Here is a 20481-nt window from a genome sequence, read left to right as displayed (position 1 = left end):
CACCGATGAACCCGAACCCCGAGATCCAGCGCATCCTCGACGAGCGCATCGCACAGATTCCGCACGTCCTGGGAGCCGTCGTGGTCACCGAGGACGGCATCCACCGCTACATCAGCGGCTGGCCCGCGCAGGCCTTCCCGGCCCAGACGCCGCAGGACGCGGCCAAGGCCCGCCAGGAGTTCGGCGAGCACCTGAGCGCGCTCGCGAGCGGTATGTCGAGCATGGCCGGTCAGCAGGCCCAGAAGCAGGCAGGCGGAGCGGTGCAGCGCATCGTCGTGGAGATGGAGGGCGGCTGGTGCGTCACCAGCCGCGCCGGCCAGTACTGCGTGATCGCTCTTCAGGCGAAGGCGGAGGCCAACCTCGGGGCCCTCGGGTTCGCGGTGACCGACCTGGCCAACGGCCTCGGCGACATGCTGGACGTCGACCGCCGTGAGCTGGTGCTGGCCCAGGCCGGCCAGCAGCCCCGGTGACGACGGCGCCAGGTGGCCGCCGGTCCCGTCCGTACGCCGGGACCGGCGGCCGAATCCAGGCCCCGAGCACCGGGCTGACGATCGACACGCAGATCATCGTGAGCGGTGCATACACCGAACAGCCGCTAAGTGAGGCGCACTTGAGCGCTCTGCGGCTGTGCACGGAGTCGCCGAGAGCTGTCTCCGAGCTCGCGGGACTTCTCCAGCTACCGGTGGGCGTCATCACCGTCCTGGTCGCGGACCTGCACCACCTGAGCCTTGTCACCCTCCAGGCCCCGGCAGACATGTCGAAGATCGACAACGTCAGCTACGGCCTCATCACGCGCGTGCTCAACGGGCTCAAAGCCCAATACCAGGAAGACATCAAGGGGAACCGGCGTGCCAACTGAACTGTCTCCCGCACCCGTCAAGGTCGTGGTCGCCGGCGGCTTCGGCGTCGGCAAGACCACGTTCGTCGGCGCGGTGAGCGAGATCGAGCCGCTGAACACCGAAGCGATCATGACCGCGGCCAGTCTCGGCATCGACGACACCGGCGGCGTGGAGACCAAGACCACCACCACGGTGGCCTTCGACTTCGGCCGACGCACCGTCGACGACATCCCGCTGTACGTGTTCGGAACCCCTGGCCAGGAGCGGTTCTGGTTCATGTGGGACGCCATGATCCGCGGCGCCCTGGGCGCCGTCGTCCTCGCCGACACCCGGCGCCTGGACGACTGCTTCCCCAGTATCGACTTTTTCGAAGCCCGCAACGCGCCCTACATCGTCGCCGTCAACCGCTTCGATGGCGCCCCGGCATACAGCAGCAGCGACCTGCGTGCAGCGATAGACCTACCGACCCACGTCCCCCTGCTTCAGCTGGACGCCCGCGAGTCCGGCTCCAGCACTCTCGCGCTGATCAAGCTCCTGGAATACCGGCTCGCCCCGCCCGTCACCGCCTGAGACCCGGAGGTCCCTCCATGTCCGCCCTCGCCCCCTCCAGCTCCCTCCGCCTCTTCGACGACCGCGTCCTGGCCGACCCATACCCCTCGTACGGAGCCCTGCGATGCACCGGCGCCGCCGTGCACCTGGAGGAGTACGGCGTGTGGGCGATACCCCGGCACACCGACGTCGCCGCGATCCTCAAGGACCCCGACACCTTCGGATCCGATGGCGGCATAGCCCTCACAGCCCTCGCCAACCAGGAGATTCTCGGCGGCACGGTGCTCGCCTCCGACGGCGCCCGGCACATCAAGCTCCGCAGAGTGCTGTCCAAACAGCTCGCCCCCCGCGCGATGAAAGCCCTGACCAGCCGGATCACCGCCCGCGCCGAACGCCTGGTGGACCAGTACACGGCCTCCGGCAGGTTCGACGCCATCGCCCTGTCCCGGCACATGGTCTGCGACACGGTGATGGAGCTGATGGGCCTGCCCGACGCCGACCGGGACGTGCTGCTGGACGGCGCCGCGGCGACCTTCGACGTCTTCGGCCCGCACGGCGACCGCTACCAGCAGGCCCTGCCGCTGGCGTCCCGCATGGTCGAGATGCTCCACGAGAAGCTGATCCGCGAGAAGGTCAACCGCGAGTCGTGGATGGGGGCGATCTTCGAGGCCGTCGACGCCGGAGAGATAGACGAAGGCGACGCGGTGCCCCTGGCCTCCGCGTACACCGCCGCCGGGATCGACACCACCGTCTTGGGGCTGGCCGACTGCCTCGTCCAGCTCGCGCAGCACCCCCAGCAGTGGCAGCTCCTGCGCCGCGACCCCGACCGCTGGGCCACGCCCGCCTTCCACGAGTCCTTGCGGCGCGAGGCTCCCATACAAGGGTTCGGCCGTCTGCTGACCCAGGCCACCGATGTCGGCGGCGTCCACCTGGATGCCGGTGAACAGGTGTGGCTGCTGTACGGATCCGCCGGCCGCGATCCCCGCCAGTGGGGAGACGAGGCCGACGTCTACGACATCCAGCGCCCCGACAACCACCAGCACCTTGCCTTCGGCGGCGGACCGCACCTGTGCGCCGGCATCCCGCTGGCAGAGCTCCAGGCCCGCGCCGTCCTGCGCGCCCTGGCCGCCCGCTGCTCCCACCTCACCCTCGACGGCGAACCGGTCCGCGTCCTGAACAACCTGTTGCGCGGCCACAGTGCCGCGCCGATCGCCGTCGAACTCGCCCCCTCTTCCAACAGCGCCGACCGTTCGCCGGAGGCCTGCCAGCAAGGACCCGTGACATGACCCTCGCGACCCTGCCGCCGCGCTCCGCGGCAGAAGCGTCGCCCCATCCGGCCGAAACGTCACGATCGCGGCAGGTAGGGCCCGGCTGGGAGGTCCTGCTCATGCCGATGCCGCTCGGCCAGCTCGTGACGGCCGCCCTTGCGAGAAGACCGGCTCGAACCGCCCCCCTGGGCTGGGTCTTCGCGGCCTCCGGGCAATGGGGGATCTTCCTGCCCGAGGAGTCCGACGACCCCGCCTGGCCGCCGGAAACGACCTACCTCAAGACGGGCGCGCACGTCACCCTCCCGCCCTTCAGCCAGCGAGGGGCCGAGCGCGACAGCACCTCCGGGTGGGTGAGCCTCGACGGCTCACCGCTGAGCCGCCCTCTGCTGCTCCATCCCGTCCTCACAGCCCTCGCCGCCGACCAGTCCCACGCCACCACCGCCCTGGAGCCCCGGACATGACAACTGCCTGCCTGACCGAACCGGCCGCGAACACCACCTCGGACGGCACCGAACGCAGCGAGGACGCGGCGTCCCGTACGCCCTCGCTCGCGGCTGTCCTCGACGTCCAGGTGGTCGAAGTGCCCGGCACCGCGAACGCGATTCAGCACTTCTTCGGCGACGTGTGACCACAGACCCGGCCGGTCCCCACCCCCTATCAGCGAGAAGAACGAGGTGACATGAGCTCCCGATCCGCCTTTACCGCCCAGCGCGGCTTCATGGTGCGCTCCGTGCTCCTCCACCGCCTGCCGATCCCGCCGGCACCGGACTTGACTGGTCGCGCGCCCTCCGGGACGAAGTCCTGGCGTCCCTGGCTGCTCGAGACCTGGAGCATCCCGCAGGTCGCCGCAGCTGTCCGGTACGCGAGCCCCGACCTCGCCCGCGACCTGGACAACCTCGCAGCGCGTTCCGAGGACCCAGAAGGGCTGGGACGGCTGGTGCTGTCCCTGCTCAGCTACGTCCTGCGCCTGTCGTACCGGGTCACACCGTTCGGCCTGTTCGCCGGCATCGCCGAGGGCCGCTTCGGCAACGCGACCGACGCACGGTGGGGCGAGGACCACCACCTCCTCACCCGCGCGGACGGGCAGTGGCTCGCGGCCGTGGTGGCGCAGCTCGAAGCACTGCCCCAGGTACGCAAGGGGCTGCGGGTCACGGCCAACAACATCCTTCGGGTTCGCGGCGAGCGGTTGGTGCTGCCCTGGCAGCAGCGCGCGTTGGACGCGACGGGCACGGCCGTCGAAGAGGTGAGCGTCCTGCGCACGCCGGCGGTCGAGGACGCCGTGCGGCTGACGACCACCGCCCTGCCCTACCGCGACGTGGCCGACAAACTCGCCGCCGGCCATCCCGAGCTCGGTCCACGCGGCGCCGAGGAGCTGCTGGATCTGCTGATCGAGCGGCGGATGCTGCTGACCAGCCTCCAGCCTTCCGGCACCGTCATCGACGGACTCGCCCATGTGGTGCGCGAGTTGGAGCGCGCGGCCGTCGCGCCGGACGGCCCTGGCGCTGAGCTGGTCTCGACGCTCCCGCAGATCCACGCCCAGATCCGCGATCTCAACCCGCGGCCGGCCACAGCCCCGCAGGAAGCAGACCGGCGCCGCGTCGCTGTCGCGGAGCGGATGCGTCAGGTGGTCGACGAGGCTTCACCGCTGGCCGTGGACGCCCGGCTGGACGCCGAGTTGACGCTGCCCCGGGTGGTGGCCTGGGAGGTCGAAGAGGCGGCCGGCGTGCTGGCCCGCGTCACGCCGGAGCCGCGCGGCACCAGCGCCTGGGTCCGCTACCGCGACCGCTTCCGCGCGTGGTACGGCGACGAGACACCGGTACCGCTGCTGGATCTGCTGGACCCGCACACCGGGCTCGGGCTGCCCGAGGACTACCACGGCACCGAGCGGGCCCCCCAGCCGCAAACGGGCCGCCGCGACGATTTGCTGACGGCGCTCGCCCAGCGCGCCGTCACCCAAGGGCAGGACCTCGTCCTGGACGAGGCCCTCATCGAGCAACTCGCCGGAGACCGGCCACCAGGCGCCGCGGACGCGCCCGCCCACCTCGAGCTGGCCGGCTCCCTGCACGCCTCCAGCACGGGCGCCCTGGACGCTGGGGACTTCACCTTCCAGGTGCGGCGCGTCGGCCGCGGCTGGGGACACTTCAGCGGCGGCCGGCTCGCCGCCGTGCTCGCCGACCAGGACGCGCCCAGCGACCTGCTCGGCATGCTGGGCCGCCGGCCGACCACCGTACGAGGAGCGCTGCCCGCGCAACTGTCATTTCCCTCCCTGCGGCCGCAGGCGATCCACATCACGCACACGCCGCGCCTGAACGCGCCGCTGATCTCCTTGTCGGAGTTCCGGGAGGGCGACCCGGACGTCATCGTGCTCGGTGACCTGGCCGTGCTCTGCCACCAAGGGCGTCTGCACCTGGTCTCGCTCTCCCGAGGGCAGGTCATCGAGGCCGCGATCCCGCACCCGCTCCAGCTCGAATGTCAGACCCCGGGGATCGCCCGGTTCCTGGACGAGCTGCAGCGCGGACAGAGCAGCCGGCTGATCGGCAGCATCGGCGACCTCGCAGCCTGGGACTGGGGCACCGCGCGGCACCTGGCCGCCCGGCCCCGCGTTCGGGTGGGACGCACTATCCTCGCCCCGGCCACCTGGCGCCTGGCCCACACCGGCCTTCCTGGCCCGGACGCGCCCTCGAACGTGTGGGAGGAGGCCTTCGCCGGGCTGCGCGCGCACTGGCGCCTGCCCCGCCACGTCTACCTGGAGCACTTCGACACTCCGCTGCGCCTGGACCTGAAGCAGCCGGCCCACCGTGTGCTGCTGCGCTCGCATCTGGAGCGGCCGCGCACCATTGGGCAGCTCACGCTGATCGAGGCCGAGCCGGCAGACGCCTACGGCTGGTGCGGCGGCCGGCCCCACGAGATCGTCACCTACCTGTCCTCCACCGCGCCGCGCCGGCCCGCCCCGGACGTACGGCGGGCGCCGGTGACGGGACGCGGCCAGGTCCACCTGCCCGGCGCCTCGCCGTACCTGTCCGTCCGGCTGGTCTGCCAGCCACAGGTCCGCCACGCCCTGTTCGTCGACCACCTTCCCCAGCTCGCCGCTGAACTCCCCGACGCGATCTGGTGGATCACCCCCCGCGACGAAGACGAGGTCGTGCACACCGAGCTGACCGTCCGCCTTGGCGATCCCACACAGGCCACCGACGCAATGCGTGCCCTCGGCGGATGGGCCGGTCACCTGGTGGAGACCGGAGTGATCAGCGACATGGCGTTCGTGCCGTACCGCCCGCACAGTGGGGTGTGGGGTGGCCATCAGGTCCTGGTGGCCGCGGAAGAGGTCTGGGCGGCCGACTCGGCCGTGCTTGCCCACCAGCACGCCCGCCAGCACGACTTGCCCCCTCGGCCGGTCCTCGCGGCGGCGAACCTCGTCGCCATCGCCGCCGGCCTGTGCCAGGACGTCACCGGCGGGATGCGCTGGCTGTCCGCCCAGCCCAAGCCGCGCTCGACCGCACAGCTCCCCAAGGCGCTGCTCCAGCAGGCGCGCGACCTCATCCTCCCGGGCGACTGGGCCGCGCTGCGCCGCACTACCGCCGGGCGCGTCCTCGTCGAGGAGCACTGGGCGGCCCGGCGCAAGGCCCTGGACCAGCAGCGGGCCGCCCTCGAAGCGTCACAGCGCGCCGACGTGGACACCGTGCTGCGCGTGCTGCTCACCGCACACCTTCACCTGGCGGACGAAGCCCTCGACGGCACCGCCTGGCGGCTGGCCAGAGCAATCGCCCTGGCCCGCACGAAGCCGCGCCGCCCGGCTACCTGACCTCCGGCACCCTCGCACACGAGCCGCAGCACGCCCATATCGGACGGATATATCACTTATGTCTCAGCGTATCGAGGACTACGCCCTCATCGGCGACCTCCACACCGCCGCCCTCATCAGCAGGACCGGCTCCCTGGACTGGAGCTGCTTCCCGCGCTTCGACTCCGCTGCCGCGTTCGCCGCGATCCTGGGAGACGAGACGCACGGCTCGTGGCAGCTCGGCCCACTCGGCGACGGAACCCCGCCCGCACCGGCGACCCGCCGCCGCTACGTCGGCGACACCCTCGCCCTGGAGTCGACCTGGGTCACCTCCGGCGGCACCCTGCGGATCACCGACTTCATGCCCCCGTCCGAGGACCAGACCCACACCCCGCACGTCGTTCGGATCGTCGAAGCCGTCAGCGGCCGGGTCACCGTCCGCTCCCGGCTGCGCCCCCGGTTCGACTACGGCCTCGTCCGCCCCCGGATCGTGCCCGTTGGCGAGCGCCACGTGCTGGTCGCCGGCCCGGACGCGCTGTGGCTCGACACTCCGGCACCCACCGCTGTATTCGACGGCGTCCTGTGCTCGGACTTCACCGTGTCCGAGGGCGACCGTGTCACCTTCACCCTCACCTACCGCGACTCCCACCAGGCGCCCCCCGCCGTCATCTCCCCCGAGGGCGCCCTGGCCAGGACACTCGCCTACTGGGAGCAGTGGGCGGCGCAGTGCACCTACCACGGCGCGTACCGCGAGGCGGTGATGCGCTCCTTGATCACCCTCAAGGCGCTGACCTACGCGCCCACCGGCGGGATCGTCGCGGCACCGACGACATCGCTGCCCGAGGACATCGGCGGCTCCCGCAACTGGGACTACCGCTACTGCTGGCTGCGGGACGCGGCGATCACCCTGTCCTCCCTGCTGCGTACCGGCTACCGGGAGGAGGCCCGCGACTGGGCCGCGTGGCTGCTGCGCGCCGTCGCGGGCGATCCCAACAGGCTGCAGATCATGTACGGGATCACCGGAAAGCGGCGCCTGCCGGAATCCGAACTCGCCCACCTGCCAGGCCACTTGGATTCCCGGCCCGTCCGCATCGGCAACGAGGCCGCCCACCAGCTGCAACTGGACGTGTACGGCGAGGTCACCGACGCCCTCGACCGGGCCCGGCAGGCCGGCCTCGGGGTGGACGAGACGGCCGCCGACCTCCAGATCGCTCTGGTCGAGTGGCTGGAGCAGCACTGGCACGAGCCGGACGAGGGGATCTGGGAGGTCCGCGGGCCGCGCCGGCACTTCGTGCACTCCAAGGTGATGGCGTGGGCCGCCGTCGACCGCACGGTCAAGCTGATCGAGTCCGGAGCGGCGCACGGCCCGCTGGAGCGGTGGCGCGGCCTGCGCGAGGCCATCCACCGCGACGTGTGTGCGAAGGGATACGACCCGAAGCGGAACACCTTCACGCAGTCGTACGGCTCCGCCGAACTGGACGCCTCACTTCTGCTGATCCCGCAGATGGGCTTCCTCCCGCCCGACGACAAGCGCGTGATCGGCACGATCGAGGCGGTCCAGCGGGAGCTGGCGACCCCGGACGGCTTCGTCCTGCGTTACCCGACGGCAGGGGATGACGAAGGCGTGGACGGCCTGGAGGGCGATGAGGGCGCGTTCCTCGCGTGCTCGTTCTGGCTCGCCGACGACCTGGCGATGATCGGCCGGATCGACGAGGCCCGGGAGCTCTTCGAGAGGCTGCTGGCGCTGCGCAACGACGTCGGGCTCCTCGCCGAGGAATGGGACGGCCGCCGCAAGGAGCAGGTCGGGAACTTCCCGCAGGCCTTCTCCCACGTCGCGCTCATCGACACGGCCACCGCCCTGGAACGCGCCGCGGCCGCCGTCCCCTCCCCGCGCGCCGACGGCGCCCGCGCGCTGAACCCCGCGGGGAGGAACCGGTGACCGCCCTGAGCGACCTGCCCCTGCGCATATCGGTGACGGTGGCGGAGCTCCTTCTCGCCTTACGGGTGCCCCTTCCCGGATTCATCACGGCCGGACCGTACGCCGCGTTCCACGACGCCCGTGTGCGGCCCCGACCGGTCCGTGCGTGGGGCGAGTTGACGACGGCGGGAGGCTCGGCATGAACGCCGCAACGGCGCTCCCGCGTCCCCGTTCGGCGCAGTCGCACCTGGGCGCGCTGCGACGCACGCAGTTGGAGACGGTCCTGCGGGATATCGCGGGCGAGCCGCGGTTTGCGCTCTACGTCCTGGTCGGCCCCCGGCAGGATCCCGCACCCCGTCTTGCCGCCGCACAGGCCCTCGCGACACGGCACGGCTGGACGGTCGCGGACCGCACCTTCGACCTCACGGGGCCGACCCACCCGGCCACGAGACCGCAGCTCGCCCGGCTGCTCGGCGCGGCCCGGCGACGGGAGATCCACGGCATCCTCGCCGCCTCCCAAATCGACATCAGCGACGACGACAGGGAGTACGCCGCAATGCTCGCCCAGATCCGGGACGCGGGCGCCGCGCTCGCCCTCGCGCGCGAGGAGAACGTGCTGTGACCCCGCCCAGAGCGCGAGCAGCTGCCGTGACGACACCGAGCCCGAAGCCACCCCCTGAGCGCCTCGACCTGCCCGTCATCGAGACGGGCAAGAAGCTGACCGGCGCCAAACGGGAGAAGTTCGCGAAGCAGGTGGTAGCCGCCTACCGCACCCCCGGTCGCCGGGTCACCATCCGCGAGATCTGCGAGGCGACGGGGCGTTCCTACGGCGCCATCCACTCCGTCCTGAGCGAGGCCGGAGCCACCAGGCGCGGGCCCCGCACCGGCGGTGCGGCAGGGCAGGTGAAATCGTGAACGACCCCCGCCAGCCCGCGCCGGGCTACCCCGCTCTCGCCGAGGACCTGCTGGGCCGCCAGCAGCGCGCCAGGGAGCACTGGCGCACGCCCGGCGCCGAACGCCTGGCCATGACGCCGGGCGCGCTCGCGGCACTCGACCAAGCCCAGCGAGAAAACACCGCCGGACTGAAGCGGATCGTCGAACGGCTCGGGCAGTGGCCCGGCCGCAGCACCGTGGGCCCGGAAGCCTGCCAGGCCGCCGTGAACATCGCGGTGCACAGCGACCACAACCCGGCGCTCCAGCGGACGCTGCTGAGCCTGCTCCGCAAGGCCGTGGAAGTTGGCGACGCCACCAGTGCCCAACTCGCCCACCTGCACGATCGCTGTCTCGTCAACGCCGGACAGGCCCAGGTGTATGGAACCCAGCACTGGTACCGCCCCGACGGCCGGCTCGAACCGCACCCGATCACCGGCCCCGCCCAGCTCGACACCCGCAGGGCCAGTGCCGGCCTGCCGCCCTACGACGACCAGGCCCGCGGTCTGCGTGAGCGCCACGGGCCCCACGCCTCGTTATCCGTCTCCGCTGCTGCGGAGCCCGCCCCTCTGCCCGAAAGGCACGCGGCATGAACCCAAGCACGATCACCGCGCTGAACTGGAACGTCGAAAAGGGCATCAACTGGGAGGAGGCTGCTGCCTGGGTGCAGCAGCAGGACCCGGACATCTTCTTCCAGCAGGAGGTTCAGCCCGGACAGCTCGACGTCCTCGCCGAGCGGCTGGGCATGGACGGGTACATCGCCGTCCACCGGCCGGGCAGCAACAACGACAACGCCGTCTTCCTCAAGCGCGGCGGCCCGCTCGCCTTCGTCGAGGAGTACGAGCAGAGCTGGGCCCCCTGGCACGCCCCGGCCAACATCGCGGTGAAACTGCGCGACGACGACGGCACCTTCAGCCCGCGGCAGATCAGTTGCGTCAGCGGGCACGCCTGCTACTGGTCCGCCGAGTACCGGCTGACCGAAGCGAAGTGGTGCTCCACCCTGGCTAAGCCCGGCTGGCTCGCCCTCCACTTCTGGGACTGGAACAGCTACCGCGTCGACGAGGGCGGTCCGTGGGAGGACTACGAAGACCTCGCTTTCGTAGCCAACCGCACCTACTTCGAAGGCGGCCGCCGGCACACCGACGACCGCCCGGACCGCGAGATGCTCGCCGCCGGATACGTCGAGATGGGCCGCCACGCCGCCGAGCACCTCGGTCAGCCGGGTGCCCTGAACCCCTCTTCCGGCTACCGCGACCACCCCGGCCGACCGAAGGGACCCCGGTACTGCATCGACCGCGGATACCTCAGCGCGGAACTCGCCCCCGCCCTGGCCGACTTCACCGTCTGCGACACCCCGGAACTGCGCCGGCTGTCCGACCACCTGCCCCTGCGCGCCAAGCTCGACGTGGCGCAGATGCGCACCATCCTGCATCGGCCCGCCGCGATGTATCAGGCGCACGACAACCGGCACGCCGCGTCCGCCCACGGCCACCACCCGGCCGCCGCCGGCGGTGCGGCATGACCACCACCGTTCGGCTGGGTACGTACAACCTGCTCCACGGCGGCGGTGAGCGCTGGCGCGCCCAGGCGGAGTTCCTGCGGGCGCAGAACCTGGACGTCCTGTGCCTGCAGGAGGCGAAGAAGTGGGACGAGGGCGGCTACGCCCGCATGCTCGGCTTCGCCGAACTTCTCGGGTTGCAAGCCCAGTTCGCCCCGTCCAACAGCCACAACTGCCACCTGCTCACCCTCTACCGGGCGCCTTCGACGATCCGCGGCGCCACCTCTTCCTCGGCTCCCGTCTGGCCATCTCCCTCCACGACGTGACCGTGGTCGACCTCGACCGCGAGATCGCCGCCGCGACCATCCCCTGACCCGCCCCAGCTCTACGACGAACCCCAAGGAGGACCCGTGCCCACGTCTTCGGCGCTCAAGGAGTACGGCGAGCCGGTCGTGCGCGTCATCACCCTCAATCTGGAGAAGGACGGCGGAAAGGACCAGGAAAACGGAGACCACCCGCCGAGGTGGCGGGCAGCGCACGAGGAGCTTCTCGCGCCCCGCCGCCCTGACGTGATCCTTCGCCAGGAAGCGACCTACAGCGACCTGGACGGCCAACGTCGACTTCATGCGGCGGAGGACATCTTGGGGATGAAGGGCTTCCTGAGTCCGAACGGGTCGGGCCGCAACCCCACCGCCCTCTTCCTGCGCCCCGAGACTTTCCCGCGCGCCGAGCGCCTGGAGCAACTGCGGTACTGGCGGACCCCACCCACCATCGTCGTCACCCAGCTCGCCGAAGTGCCCGAGGTCGACCTGGTCGTGTCCTCGTGGCATGCCGCCTTCAACTCCCCCCGCGGTCGGGAGCGCGAAGCCGAGGAACTCACGGCTCTCGCCGACAAGATGAAGAAGGGGTCGGCATTCCTCGGCGGCGGAGACTGCAACGAATACCCCCTCCTCCATGGCGAACAGGTCGCGCACGTCGACTGGACGAGCCCGGCCGTCACGGACCGTACCCACGTGCGGCACCGCACCAACGCTGGCCCCGGCGGGTCCCGCGTGAGCTGCACCTACCTCGACGACACCTTGCTGGGATGCGGGCTGCACGATCCGGCGCGCTACGCCTCGGGTCAGTTGGGCATGACCGGCGCGCTGGGACCGACCGCCGGACACGCGGCTGAGGGCCAGGGCGGCGGACAGCGCATCGACCGTGTCTACCTCGACCCCTGGCTGGTGCAGGCGGTCCTTGCCGTGCAGGTCCTGGACACCACAGGGCTCTCGGATCACCACGCGGTCGAGGTCGTCATCTCCCGCCGAAGGATGGCCGAAGCCCTTCGGCGGGAGATTTCCCCGCTTCCTCCCAGCGCCGCCCTGACCCGCTCCGTCGCAACGGAGAAGCCGTTGACCACCACCCCGGAAGGGACGACTCACGCATGAGTGCCAAACCGCTGACGCTGCTCTGCTGGAACTTCGAGAACAACGGCAAGAGCGACCCTGACCGGCGCCGTGCCGGCGACGAACTGCTGAAGAGGCTGAAGCCCGACATCCTCTTCCGCCAGGAACTCTGGGACGCCGGCGACAACGGCGGCACGATCTTCAACGCGCAGGCCCGCACGCTCGACATGCAGGGTGTCCTCGGCCAGGAGTCCTGCACGGCCGTGTTCTACAACCCGGCGAAGTTCACCGTCGTCCGGGACTGGTCGCACAGCCGTGGGCCGCACTTCGTCCTGCCGCCCACCGCCCTCACCTTGAAATACGAGGACGCTGGCCCCGACGCCCTGCCCTTCAACGCGGTGTCCATCCACCTCAACTACGCCAGTTCCACGCAGCGCCAGTTGGAGGCCGAGTGGGCGACCACCTGGGCGGACAAGGGCTGGACCACGTCCGACGGGCAGCGTCACACCTTGCCCGCGGTCCTCGCCGGCGACCACAACTCCTACCCGACACCGGGCACGCCGGGAGATCCGACACTGCCGGACCTCGCCTCGATCAAGAACGAGCCCCACAGACTTCACCGCTCCTACGCCGGCCCGTCCGGCGAGCGAGTGCCGGACACCCGCCCGGACGCTGCCTTCCGCACCGCCGGCCTTGAGGACGCCGCGCTGTACTGGGCGACCTCCGCCCACGGCAGCCCGACCGCGCTCTCACGCACCGTCAACGCCTGCGACACGCACGGCCCCGACAGCCGGGTCGACCGGGCCTACCTCACCCCCGAACTGCTGTCCGCGGTGGCCGGGTTCGACGTGATCGAAGTGGACGAGGACGTCTCCGACCACCACATCCTCCGCCTGACCCTCAACGGTGAACGACTCAACGACATCCTCAACCGTCGCACTACCTCATGAGCAGGGCGATAACCACGCTGCTGCGCCGCCACCGGCGGCAGCTTCAGCCGGATACGCCCCGGTGGCATCCCCGAGCGGCCGGATCCCTCGCCTTGTGGCAACTGGACGGTGAGATCGCCTTGCTCCTACCCACCTACAACCAGCGGGGCTGGTACCTGCCGGGCGGAGCGGACCGTCGTCATCTCCCGGCTGGGGCAGCTCGCCCAGGTCATCACGTGACGCGCCGTCGACCTAGTACCGCCACACCCGCGCCTGTAGCAACTAGCTCGGAGTGTCCCTCACCGGAGGTGCGGCTCCTTGACCGTCCGGGGCGGCTATGCAGCGGTTCCGTCCGGGCGGATCGGTTCCGGAAGGGCTCGCAGTCGCTCGGCGAGTTCGGCAGCTGGAGTGACTGTGGCACTGTCAAGCAGGCGGCCGAGACGCACCAAGCGGTGGCGGGAGGTCGCGCGAAGGCGCGGCGCTGGGATGAGGTCGAGTACGCCGAGCGCGCGGGTGGCGGCCTGCTCCGGGGCGTCGCGGGCTTCGGCGAGGGCAAGGACGAGGGTGGCAGCCACCCAGCCGGGGGTCTGCTCGGGTGCGGCGGCCACCGACTGGCGTGCCACGTCGGCAGCCCGGTCGCCGCGTTCGAGTGTCAGGTACGCCTCAGCGACGTGGAGACGGTGCTCTGCGAGGTCGTATCCGAAGCGGCCGGGCAGCCCGACGCCGGACGCCATGATCGAGTCGCTCTCTGCAATGACGTCGTCGGCCTCCGATGCCCGGTGGAGGGCAGCCAGGGTGGGGAGGAGGGCCCAGCCCAGGAGCTGGGCACGGCGCAGGCCCGCTGGCGCGTGCTGGAGCCCGTAGTCGGCGTGTTCGCGTGCATGGTCCCAGTCCTGCCGGGCGGCGGCGACCATGGACAGCGCTCCGCTGGCCCAGGCGGTCAGCGCCGGCTCCTGAGTGGACTGGCCGAATGTCGAGGCGAGGGTGAGGTGTGCTCGGGCGCCCGGCCGGTCGTCCAGGTGGAAGCACAGATTCCCCAGGAGCGCGGAGAGCCAGCCGACCTGGCGGCGAAGGCGTTGGCCGATCGCGGGCTCGGCTGCTGCGATGGCGTTGGACAGCAGGTTGCGGGTGTCCCGGACTTCGCCGAAGAGGATGGCCGGGGCGTGCTTGCTGTAGTTGAGGGCGTAGTGCTCCACGGCCGCCTCGGCCAGGGCAGCGAGGGCGGGCAAGTCGTCCGGCGCCTCCGATACGGCCCACTGCACGGATTCGCGGATGGCAGGCAGGCCACTGGCGGTCGTCATGGATCCCCTTCGACTGGTGTTCGTCTCCTCGCGCTGGAACTGACCGTAGTGGAGCGGGGGCGGGGACGCGCAGGTGCTGCACCACAGGTGGCGTGTCTCCAGGGCGAGCTGGTCGGGGCGTGCCCCGTACGCTCGCGAGATCATCAGGCGGTACTCGTCTCCGGGCTCCTCCTGCCCGTGCTCGTACCGGCAAAGCGTGGCCGGCGTCAGCCCTGGCGGCAGCAGCCCATCGGACCGGTAGACGGCGGCGACCTCGCGGATCGCCTGTGGCCGCGACCATCCCAGCGCGAGGCGCCACGCCTCCAGGGCTGTCAGCTCTGGCAACGCCGTCCGGAGGATAGTCACGATCCGTTCCTGGGTGTGCCCGTCTCGTTGACATTGAGCACGAATCCGGGATGCCTCCCGCTGGATCTCCGCACGCCGACCTCGGGTAACTCCGCCCACTGCCCGGCCCTCCGCCGCTCGGCCAAATCCCTGAGCCGTCCAGGCCGACGAGGCCCTCGGACGGACATTGCGCAGACCCGTCAATGTTCCTACAGAACACCGGCAATGACGGCTAGTCAGTCGCGAATGCATCGTGATGAGCGGCGTCTACCGCGCTCTGAACCGCACCCTGGTCCGCCCGTCTGCTCTGGTCTTGGAACGAGGAGCGAGCGCCCAAGCCGCCAGGGATCGCCGCCGGCGGCCGACTCGATGCGCATCCCTGTGGCGGCCATGGCCGCCTCGTCATCGACTCTCGAAGGAAGATCATGGATTTGAGTTCCGTTCAGCTGCCGCCCGGGGCCTTCACCATCGGCAAGAAGTTCGGATTCGAGGCCGGCCACCGCCTTCTCGGGCTGGCGCCCGAGCACAAGTGCGCCCGCCAGCACGGCCACAGCTACGAGGTCGAGGTCATCCTGACCGCTCCCACCCTGGAGGGGCCCGGCTTCGTGACGGACTTCGGCGCGCTCGCCCCGTTCAAGGAGTTCCTGGCCGCCGAGCTGGACCACCGCAACCTGCACGAGATTCTCCCCTTTGAGCCGACCTCGGAGCGCCTGGCTCAGTTCCTGGCCGGCTGGGTCATCCAGAACCTCCAGCCCAAGATCCCCGGCCGCCTGGTCGCCGTCCTGGTACGCGAGACGGCGAGCAGCTGGGCTCGCTTCGACGTGGAGGAGCGGTGACCACCTTCGAGCCGGTCGACATCGACCCGGCGGCAAGCGACGCCGCACTCCGGCTGATCGTCGCGGAGTGCTTCGGCGTCAAGGTGCCGACCTTCCAGGGAGAGGGCCCGAGCTGCGGGCACCCCGCCCTGTTCATCCGCCTGTCCCGGTGCAACCTCAGCTGCACCAAGTGCGACACGAAGTACACGTGGGACTGGGACCACTTCGACCCCCGCAAGGAGTCGACGAAGCAGACGGCGGCGGACCTCGTGGCCTGGGCCACGTCCTCGCCGGTGGAGCTGATCGTGATCACCGGTGGGGAGCCGCTGCTCCAGCAGGCCCGCCTGGTGCCGCTCGTCCAGGGACTGCTGGCCGCCGGGAAGCGGGTGGAGTTCGAGACGAACGGCACCATCGCGCCCGTGCCCGAACTGGTGGTCTGCGGGGTCCGCTTCAACGTGTCGCCCAAGATCGCCAGTTTCGGCATGGACGAAGCCAAGAGCGTGGTGCCCGCCGTGCTCGAGGCGTTCGCAGCGTCCGGGCGAGCGACGTTCAAGTTCGTCGCCTCCTCGGTGGCCGACCTCGACCGCATCGCCGAGCTCGCCGATTCGCACCGGCTGACGCCGGTGTGGGTGATGCCCGAGGGCACCACCGCAGACGAGATCACCGCCACGACCCGGGTCCTCGCTGACGCGGTCGCGGCCCGGCACTGGTACTTCACCACCCGGCTGCACGTGTTGGCCTTCGCGGACGCGCGAGGCCGCTGATCTCCCGCCCCTGCCCCTTCGTTCCCCTGCCCCCGGAAGCGAGAGAAGCCCATGACGACGTCAGTCACCGGCCCTGAGACGGCCCTGAGTGCCGCCGTACCCGCACCCGCCCGGTCCGCGCCGGGCATCGACACCGACCGCGTCGCCGGCCTGATCGCCCAGCTCCTGGTCGAGCTGGGCGAGGATCCCACCCGGGACGGGCTGATCGGCACCCCGGGCCGCGTCGCGGCCTGGTGGAAGGCGTTCCTGTCCCCCGACGGCGCCGCAGTGGACACCTGCTTCACCGAATCCCAGCTGAACGACCAGCTGGTCATCGTGGGCGGCATGAACGTCTGGTCGCTGTGTGAGCACCACATGCTGCCCATGAGCCTGGAGGTCACCGCCGGATATGTACCGGACGGTGAGGTGTTGGGCCTGTCCAAATTCGGGCGGATCGCGCAGCGCTTCGCTGGTCGGCTCCAGGTCCAGGAACGCTTCACCCGCCAACTCTTCGGATACCTCACCGACGTGATCGGGCGCGAGGACGTCGCCGTCCGCGTACGCGGTACGCACCTGTGCATGAGCATGCGGGGCGTGCGGATGGATGCTGCCCGCACCACCACGTTGCAGGTGGGCGGCCGGTTCAAAAGCGACCCGGTGCTCTCCCAGCAGTTCCTCACCCTCGCCGCCGCCCAGTGACGCGCTCCCAGGTACCGGCAGGCGAGTCGACCGATAAGGAGGTAGAGCAGATGGAACCATCGTCGACTTCACCGTTACGTGCTGATCGGCCCGGCCCGCTGTTCCTGACGTGGGACGACCTCACCACCGCGACGGCAACCCTCGCGCATCAGGTGGCGGCCGCGGGGATGCCGCAGGTGGTTGTGGGTATCGTCCGCGGCGGCATGATCCCGGCCGCGTGGCTCGCCCACCGGCTCGCGATCCGCGACGTGCGGACCGTCGAAGTCACCCGCACCACCAGCGACGGCATCAACGCCGCCAAGAGCACGGTCCCCACCGTCCGCAACCCCGCGTCGCTCGGCGACCTCACCGGCCTTGACGTTCTGCTCGTCGACGACATCGCCGGCAGTGGCGTGACCCTCGCTCACACGGCCCGGATGATCCATGACCTCGGCCCCGCCCGGGTACGCACCGCGGTCCTCGCCGTGAACCGGGCCAACTGGACGCAGAGCTCCGCCCCCCACCGCGACATCGACTACATCGCCTCACTGACGGACACCTGGGTCGTCTTCCCCTGGGAGGAGCAGCATGAGCGCTGAACTGGAGCCCCCGGCCGGGCGCGCCGCAGATCGGAGGGCGACGGCCCCCACCGTTCCCGGGCCCCGTGCCGCTGCCGGCCGTGTCCGGCCGCTGTGGGTGAGCGTCGAGGGTCTCAACGGGGTAGGCAAGAGCGAGGCGATCCGTGCGGTCGCGGCCGAGCTGGGCCCGCGGTGCCTGCGGCTGAGCGAACTGACGGACCAGGACGGCGACACGCTGCCGGGCCAGGTGATCGCCGCCCTCCGCTCGACGGGGGACGTCTTCCTGCGGACGGGGCATCCCGTCGTGGAGACCCTGGCCTTCCTCGCCCTGAAGGTTCGCGAGTACGAGCGCCTGAGCGAGAGCGACTTGACCGGCGTCGAGGTGATCCTCGAAGACCGCGGGGTCGACAGCACGGCCATCTACCAGGCGGTGATCCTGGCCGCCCAGCACCCAGGCGTACAGCCTCTCGCGCTGGCAGAGCGCATCCTGGCGACGATGGCCCCCTGGCGCCCCGCTCCCGACGCTACGGTCCTGCTGACCGGCGACCGGGAGGTCGCCACCAGCCGGTTCGCCGCCCGGACCGGCCGGGTGCTCGACGGCCGGGACGTCGTGGTGATCGAACAGGCCGATGTCCTCTACGGCGACTTCGCCCGCGCCCACCCCGACCGGTTCACCGTGCTGGACGTGAACGGATGCAGCCGGGACGAGAGCGCGAAGGCACTCCGGGCGGCCGTGGAGGACCTGATCCAGCGGCGGGAGGCCGTCCATGCGTCGTGACATCACGCTCCTGTGGGGACTGCGCTCCCGCTGCGCGGTGGCCTGTCTGTACTGCTACTTCGGCACCGTGGAGGAGCACAAGACCAGCCCGCCGGACCAGCTCGGCATCCTGTCGCACATCTCCCGCAACGACCTGAGCCGGGAGGAGATCACCGCGTTCGCGCGGACCCTGGAGGGCTCCCCGGTCGAGCGGGTCGTCATCGCCGGCGGCGAGCCGCTGGACTGGCCCGCCGCCCTGGACCTGATCGAGATCATCAAGAACGCGGGATGCGAGGTGGTCATCGCCACGAACGGCATCCCCCTCACCCGGCCGGGGATCGCCGAACGTCTCGTCGAACTGCAGGTGGACGGGGTGTCGGTGTCCCTGGACAGCGTGGACCCGGCCTCCAATGACCGCCTGCGGCCCTCGCGCTCCGGGAAGTTCGGCCACGCCGACGTGGTGGCCGGCATCCAGGCACTGCTGCGGGCCCGCGGCACCGGCCCGGCGCCGCGGGTCGGGATCTACAGCGTGGTGATGCGGCCGGCGCCGCAGGAGATCACCCAGGTGGCGCGGCTGGGCGCCGACCTCGGCGTGGACTACTTCGTGCCGCAGCCGATCTCCCTGGCACCCGATCACAAGCTGTTCGACGAGCTCGCGCACACCCCCGAGGACACGGTGACCGTGGCCCAGGAACTGGGCCGTCTGCAGGCCGACCCGGCGGGCCTGGAGGTTCCATCGCCCGGCTCCATGCTGCGCTTCGTCTCCGCGATCTCCACCCAGGCCAGCGGGCGCGTGCAGGAGTGCTTCGGCGGTGCGCAGCTGTTCTTCGTCCAGCCGGACGGCTCGCTGTGGGACTGCCCGTCCGACCGGCGGATCGCCGCGACCCCCGCCGAGCGGCGGCGCACGATCGCCGGGGCGGACGCCCGGACCCTGTTCGACGGGCGGCCCGTGTGCACGGACTGTGCTCACTTCAGCCGGGACTGCGTGAACATGTGGCCCCTGGTCCTGGACATGCCGCGTCTGCTCAACAAGGAGTCCAGCCGATGACCCTGCCCCCGCCCCCCGACAAGTCGCCGCTCCTCCGAGAGATGACCGCCAGTCTGTCGGCCATGCCCGACCCGGCGGCCTCGGTCCATCTGCGGCTGTTCGAGGACGAAGCAGCGAACTTCCTCGGCACCGCGCACGCGGTCGCCGTGTCCTCGGGCACCGCAGCCCTGCACACCGCGCTGTCCGCCTGCGGGATCGGGCCGGGGGACGAAGTCCTCGTCCCGGCGCTCACCGTGATCATGACCGTGGCACCCCTTCGCACGCTCGGGGCCACGCCGGTGTTCGTCGACAGCGACCCGGCCACCCTGGACCTGGACTACGAGGACGCGGCCCGGAAGCTCACCGCGCGGACCCGGGCGATCATCCCGGTCCACTTGTGGGGCCGGATGGGGGACCCCGGCGCCCTGGCAGCGTTCGCGTCCGAGCACGGGCTCGCCGTCGTCGAGGACGCGGCCCAGGCCGTCGGCACCGTCCGGAAGGAACGGCTGGCCGGCACGGTCGGCACGGCCGGCTGCTTCAGCATGAAGGACGGCAAGATCCTGTGGAGCGGCGAAGGCGGGTTCCTCACCACGGCCAGCGGCCAGGTCGCCGAGCACGCGCGCGCCTTCCGCAGCCACTGGCAGCCCGCCCCACCGGGAGAGGCCCCGCTCAGCCGCCTTGCCACCAACTCCCGCCTCGCCGCCCCCTTGGCGGCTCTCGCCCTGGCCAACCTCCGCCGCCTGCCTGATCTGATCGAACGGCGCCGCGCCCAGACCCGCTACCTCCTGAACGCCCTGGAGCGGGTCCCGGGCCTGACCGCCCTCGCTCCTGCCGCGGATGAGGACTGGAACGGCTTCTCCCCACTGCTGCACATCGGCCTACCCAGCCCCCGGGCATTCGCCGAACATCTCGCGCAGCAGGGCGTGCCGAACTCCACCGGCAGTTTCCGCCTCGTGCCCTGCGACACCCGGCCCCCTTTCCCCCGGCCGGAGCAGCCCTGCCGCGGCACGGCCGAGATCCTCGACCACACGCTCGCCGTCGTCCTGGCCGAGGGCGACACCCAGGCCACCCTCGACCACTCCGCCGATGTCATCGCCCAGGCGGCCGCCGCGTGGGCACCGTGACCGCCGACCGGGAAGCCGGTACCGCCGGACCCGT

23 protein-coding genes are annotated in these 20481 nt (G+C 71.1%); 22 read left to right on the top strand and 1 reads right to left on the bottom strand.

The genetic code is table 11. The features are described from left to right. Window positions 1-5: 5 nt before the first annotated feature. The 15 genes from BS72_RS01185 to BS72_RS01115 all read left to right on the top strand — a co-directional run bounded on the left by BS72_RS01185 (window position 6) and on the right by BS72_RS01115 (window position 13121). Window positions 6-470 (top strand): roadblock/LC7 domain-containing protein, encoded by a 465-nt coding sequence (locus BS72_RS01185; RefSeq protein ID WP_037905436.1) that lies wholly within the window; start codon window positions 6-8, stop codon window positions 468-470. Next, window positions 467-859, top strand: a complete 393-nt coding sequence (locus tag BS72_RS01180; protein ID WP_037905433.1) for a DUF742 domain-containing protein — start codon at window positions 467-469, stop codon at window positions 857-859. The genes BS72_RS01185 and BS72_RS01180 overlap by 4 nt, the downstream gene beginning before the upstream one ends. Next, window positions 849-1409 (top strand): GTP-binding protein, encoded by a 561-nt coding sequence (locus BS72_RS01175; protein ID WP_232792174.1) that lies wholly within the window; start codon window positions 849-851, stop codon window positions 1407-1409. Before BS72_RS01180 ends, BS72_RS01175 begins: the two co-directional genes overlap by 11 nt. A 17-nt stretch (window positions 1410-1426) precedes the next feature. Beyond that, the gene (locus BS72_RS01170; RefSeq protein WP_037905432.1) at window positions 1427-2674 is read left to right on the top strand and encodes a cytochrome P450; all 1248 of its coding nucleotides are present in this window, start codon (window positions 1427-1429) and stop codon (window positions 2672-2674) included. Then, window positions 2671-3117 carry a hypothetical protein gene (locus BS72_RS01165; RefSeq protein ID WP_051950430.1) on the top strand — a complete coding sequence of 149 codons (447 nt, stop codon included), beginning with the start codon at window positions 2671-2673 and terminating at the stop codon, window positions 3115-3117. Before BS72_RS01170 ends, BS72_RS01165 begins: the two co-directional genes overlap by 4 nt. After that, window positions 3114-3284, top strand: a complete 171-nt coding sequence (locus BS72_RS36200; RefSeq protein ID WP_157856112.1) for a hypothetical protein — start codon at window positions 3114-3116, stop codon at window positions 3282-3284. Before BS72_RS01165 ends, BS72_RS36200 begins: the two co-directional genes overlap by 4 nt. 51 nt (window positions 3285-3335) lie before the next feature. Next, entirely contained in the window at window positions 3336-6458 is a 3123-nt protein-coding gene (locus tag BS72_RS01160; protein ID WP_037905430.1) for a lantibiotic dehydratase, read from the top strand. Between the two features lie 58 nt (window positions 6459-6516). Beyond that, on the top strand, window positions 6517-8376 hold the full coding sequence (locus BS72_RS01155) for a glycoside hydrolase family 15 protein (RefSeq protein WP_051950427.1): 1860 nt from the start codon (window positions 6517-6519) through the stop codon (window positions 8374-8376). A 178-nt stretch (window positions 8377-8554) separates the two neighbouring features. Next, window positions 8555-8977, top strand: coding sequence for a recombinase family protein (locus BS72_RS01145; RefSeq protein ID WP_051950425.1), 423 nt, complete (start codon window positions 8555-8557; stop codon window positions 8975-8977). Between the two features lie 26 nt (window positions 8978-9003). Then, window positions 9004-9270 (top strand): helix-turn-helix domain-containing protein, encoded by a 267-nt coding sequence (locus BS72_RS01140; RefSeq protein ID WP_078900918.1) that lies wholly within the window; start codon window positions 9004-9006, stop codon window positions 9268-9270. Beyond that, entirely contained in the window at window positions 9267-9878 is a 612-nt protein-coding gene (locus BS72_RS01135) for a DUF6624 domain-containing protein (protein ID WP_051950423.1), read from the top strand. Before BS72_RS01140 ends, BS72_RS01135 begins: the two co-directional genes overlap by 4 nt. Beyond that, window positions 9875-10807: an exonuclease/endonuclease/phosphatase family protein gene (locus BS72_RS01130; RefSeq protein WP_037905426.1), complete on the top strand. Its 933-nt coding sequence runs from the start codon at window positions 9875-9877 to the stop codon at window positions 10805-10807. Before BS72_RS01135 ends, BS72_RS01130 begins: the two co-directional genes overlap by 4 nt. Then, a complete protein-coding gene (locus tag BS72_RS01125; protein ID WP_037905423.1) occupies window positions 10804-11109 on the top strand; it encodes an endonuclease/exonuclease/phosphatase family protein in 306 nt (101 codons plus the stop codon). The genes BS72_RS01130 and BS72_RS01125 overlap by 4 nt, the downstream gene beginning before the upstream one ends. An 84-nt stretch (window positions 11110-11193) precedes the next feature. Further along, window positions 11194-12213, top strand: a complete 1020-nt coding sequence (locus BS72_RS01120; protein WP_051950421.1) for an endonuclease/exonuclease/phosphatase family protein — start codon at window positions 11194-11196, stop codon at window positions 12211-12213. Then, entirely contained in the window at window positions 12210-13121 is a 912-nt protein-coding gene (locus BS72_RS01115) for an exonuclease/endonuclease/phosphatase family protein (protein WP_037905420.1), read from the top strand. Before BS72_RS01120 ends, BS72_RS01115 begins: the two co-directional genes overlap by 4 nt. A gap of 314 nt (window positions 13122-13435) precedes the next feature. Here the strand turns inward: BS72_RS01115 and BS72_RS01110 are convergent, their stop codons facing one another. Continuing rightward, on the bottom strand, window positions 13436-14725 hold the full coding sequence (locus BS72_RS01110) for a Twin-arginine translocation pathway signal (RefSeq protein ID WP_232792173.1): 1290 nt from the start codon (window positions 14723-14725) through the stop codon (window positions 13436-13438). Between the two features lie 425 nt (window positions 14726-15150). Between BS72_RS01110 and BS72_RS01105 the strand changes: the two genes are divergently transcribed. Genes BS72_RS01105 through BS72_RS01075 form a run of 7 tightly spaced genes read left to right on the top strand, consistent with a single transcriptional unit; the run spans window position 15151 to window position 20447 of the window. Beyond that, a complete protein-coding gene (locus BS72_RS01105) occupies window positions 15151-15561 on the top strand; it encodes a 6-pyruvoyl trahydropterin synthase family protein (RefSeq protein WP_037905417.1) in 411 nt (136 codons plus the stop codon). Further along, complete coding sequence (locus BS72_RS01100) at window positions 15558-16304, top strand: 7-carboxy-7-deazaguanine synthase QueE (protein WP_051950416.1); 747 nt, start codon at window positions 15558-15560, stop codon at window positions 16302-16304. Before BS72_RS01105 ends, BS72_RS01100 begins: the two co-directional genes overlap by 4 nt. A gap of 51 nt (window positions 16305-16355) precedes the next feature. Then, window positions 16356-16982, top strand: coding sequence for a GTP cyclohydrolase I (gene folE / locus BS72_RS01095; protein ID WP_037905414.1), 627 nt, complete (start codon window positions 16356-16358; stop codon window positions 16980-16982). Window positions 16983-17032: 50 nt separating this feature from the next. After that, complete coding sequence (locus tag BS72_RS01090) at window positions 17033-17560, top strand: phosphoribosyltransferase (protein ID WP_051950415.1); 528 nt, start codon at window positions 17033-17035, stop codon at window positions 17558-17560. Continuing rightward, on the top strand, window positions 17550-18317 hold the full coding sequence (locus tag BS72_RS01085; protein ID WP_078900917.1) for a dTMP kinase: 768 nt from the start codon (window positions 17550-17552) through the stop codon (window positions 18315-18317). Before BS72_RS01090 ends, BS72_RS01085 begins: the two co-directional genes overlap by 11 nt. After that, window positions 18307-19344: a radical SAM protein gene (locus BS72_RS01080; protein WP_037905410.1), complete on the top strand. Its 1038-nt coding sequence runs from the start codon at window positions 18307-18309 to the stop codon at window positions 19342-19344. Before BS72_RS01085 ends, BS72_RS01080 begins: the two co-directional genes overlap by 11 nt. After that, window positions 19341-20447 carry a DegT/DnrJ/EryC1/StrS family aminotransferase gene (locus BS72_RS01075; RefSeq protein WP_037905407.1) on the top strand — a complete coding sequence of 369 codons (1107 nt, stop codon included), beginning with the start codon at window positions 19341-19343 and terminating at the stop codon, window positions 20445-20447. Before BS72_RS01080 ends, BS72_RS01075 begins: the two co-directional genes overlap by 4 nt. Window positions 20448-20481: the final 34 nt, after the last annotated feature.

It is taken from the genome of Actinacidiphila yeochonensis CN732 (assembly GCF_000745345.1).
Classification (GTDB): domain Bacteria; phylum Actinomycetota; class Actinomycetes; order Streptomycetales; family Streptomycetaceae; genus Actinacidiphila; species Actinacidiphila yeochonensis.
The sequence above is the reverse complement of the archived record's forward strand: the minus strand, read 5'-3'. Positions and strand labels throughout refer to the sequence as shown.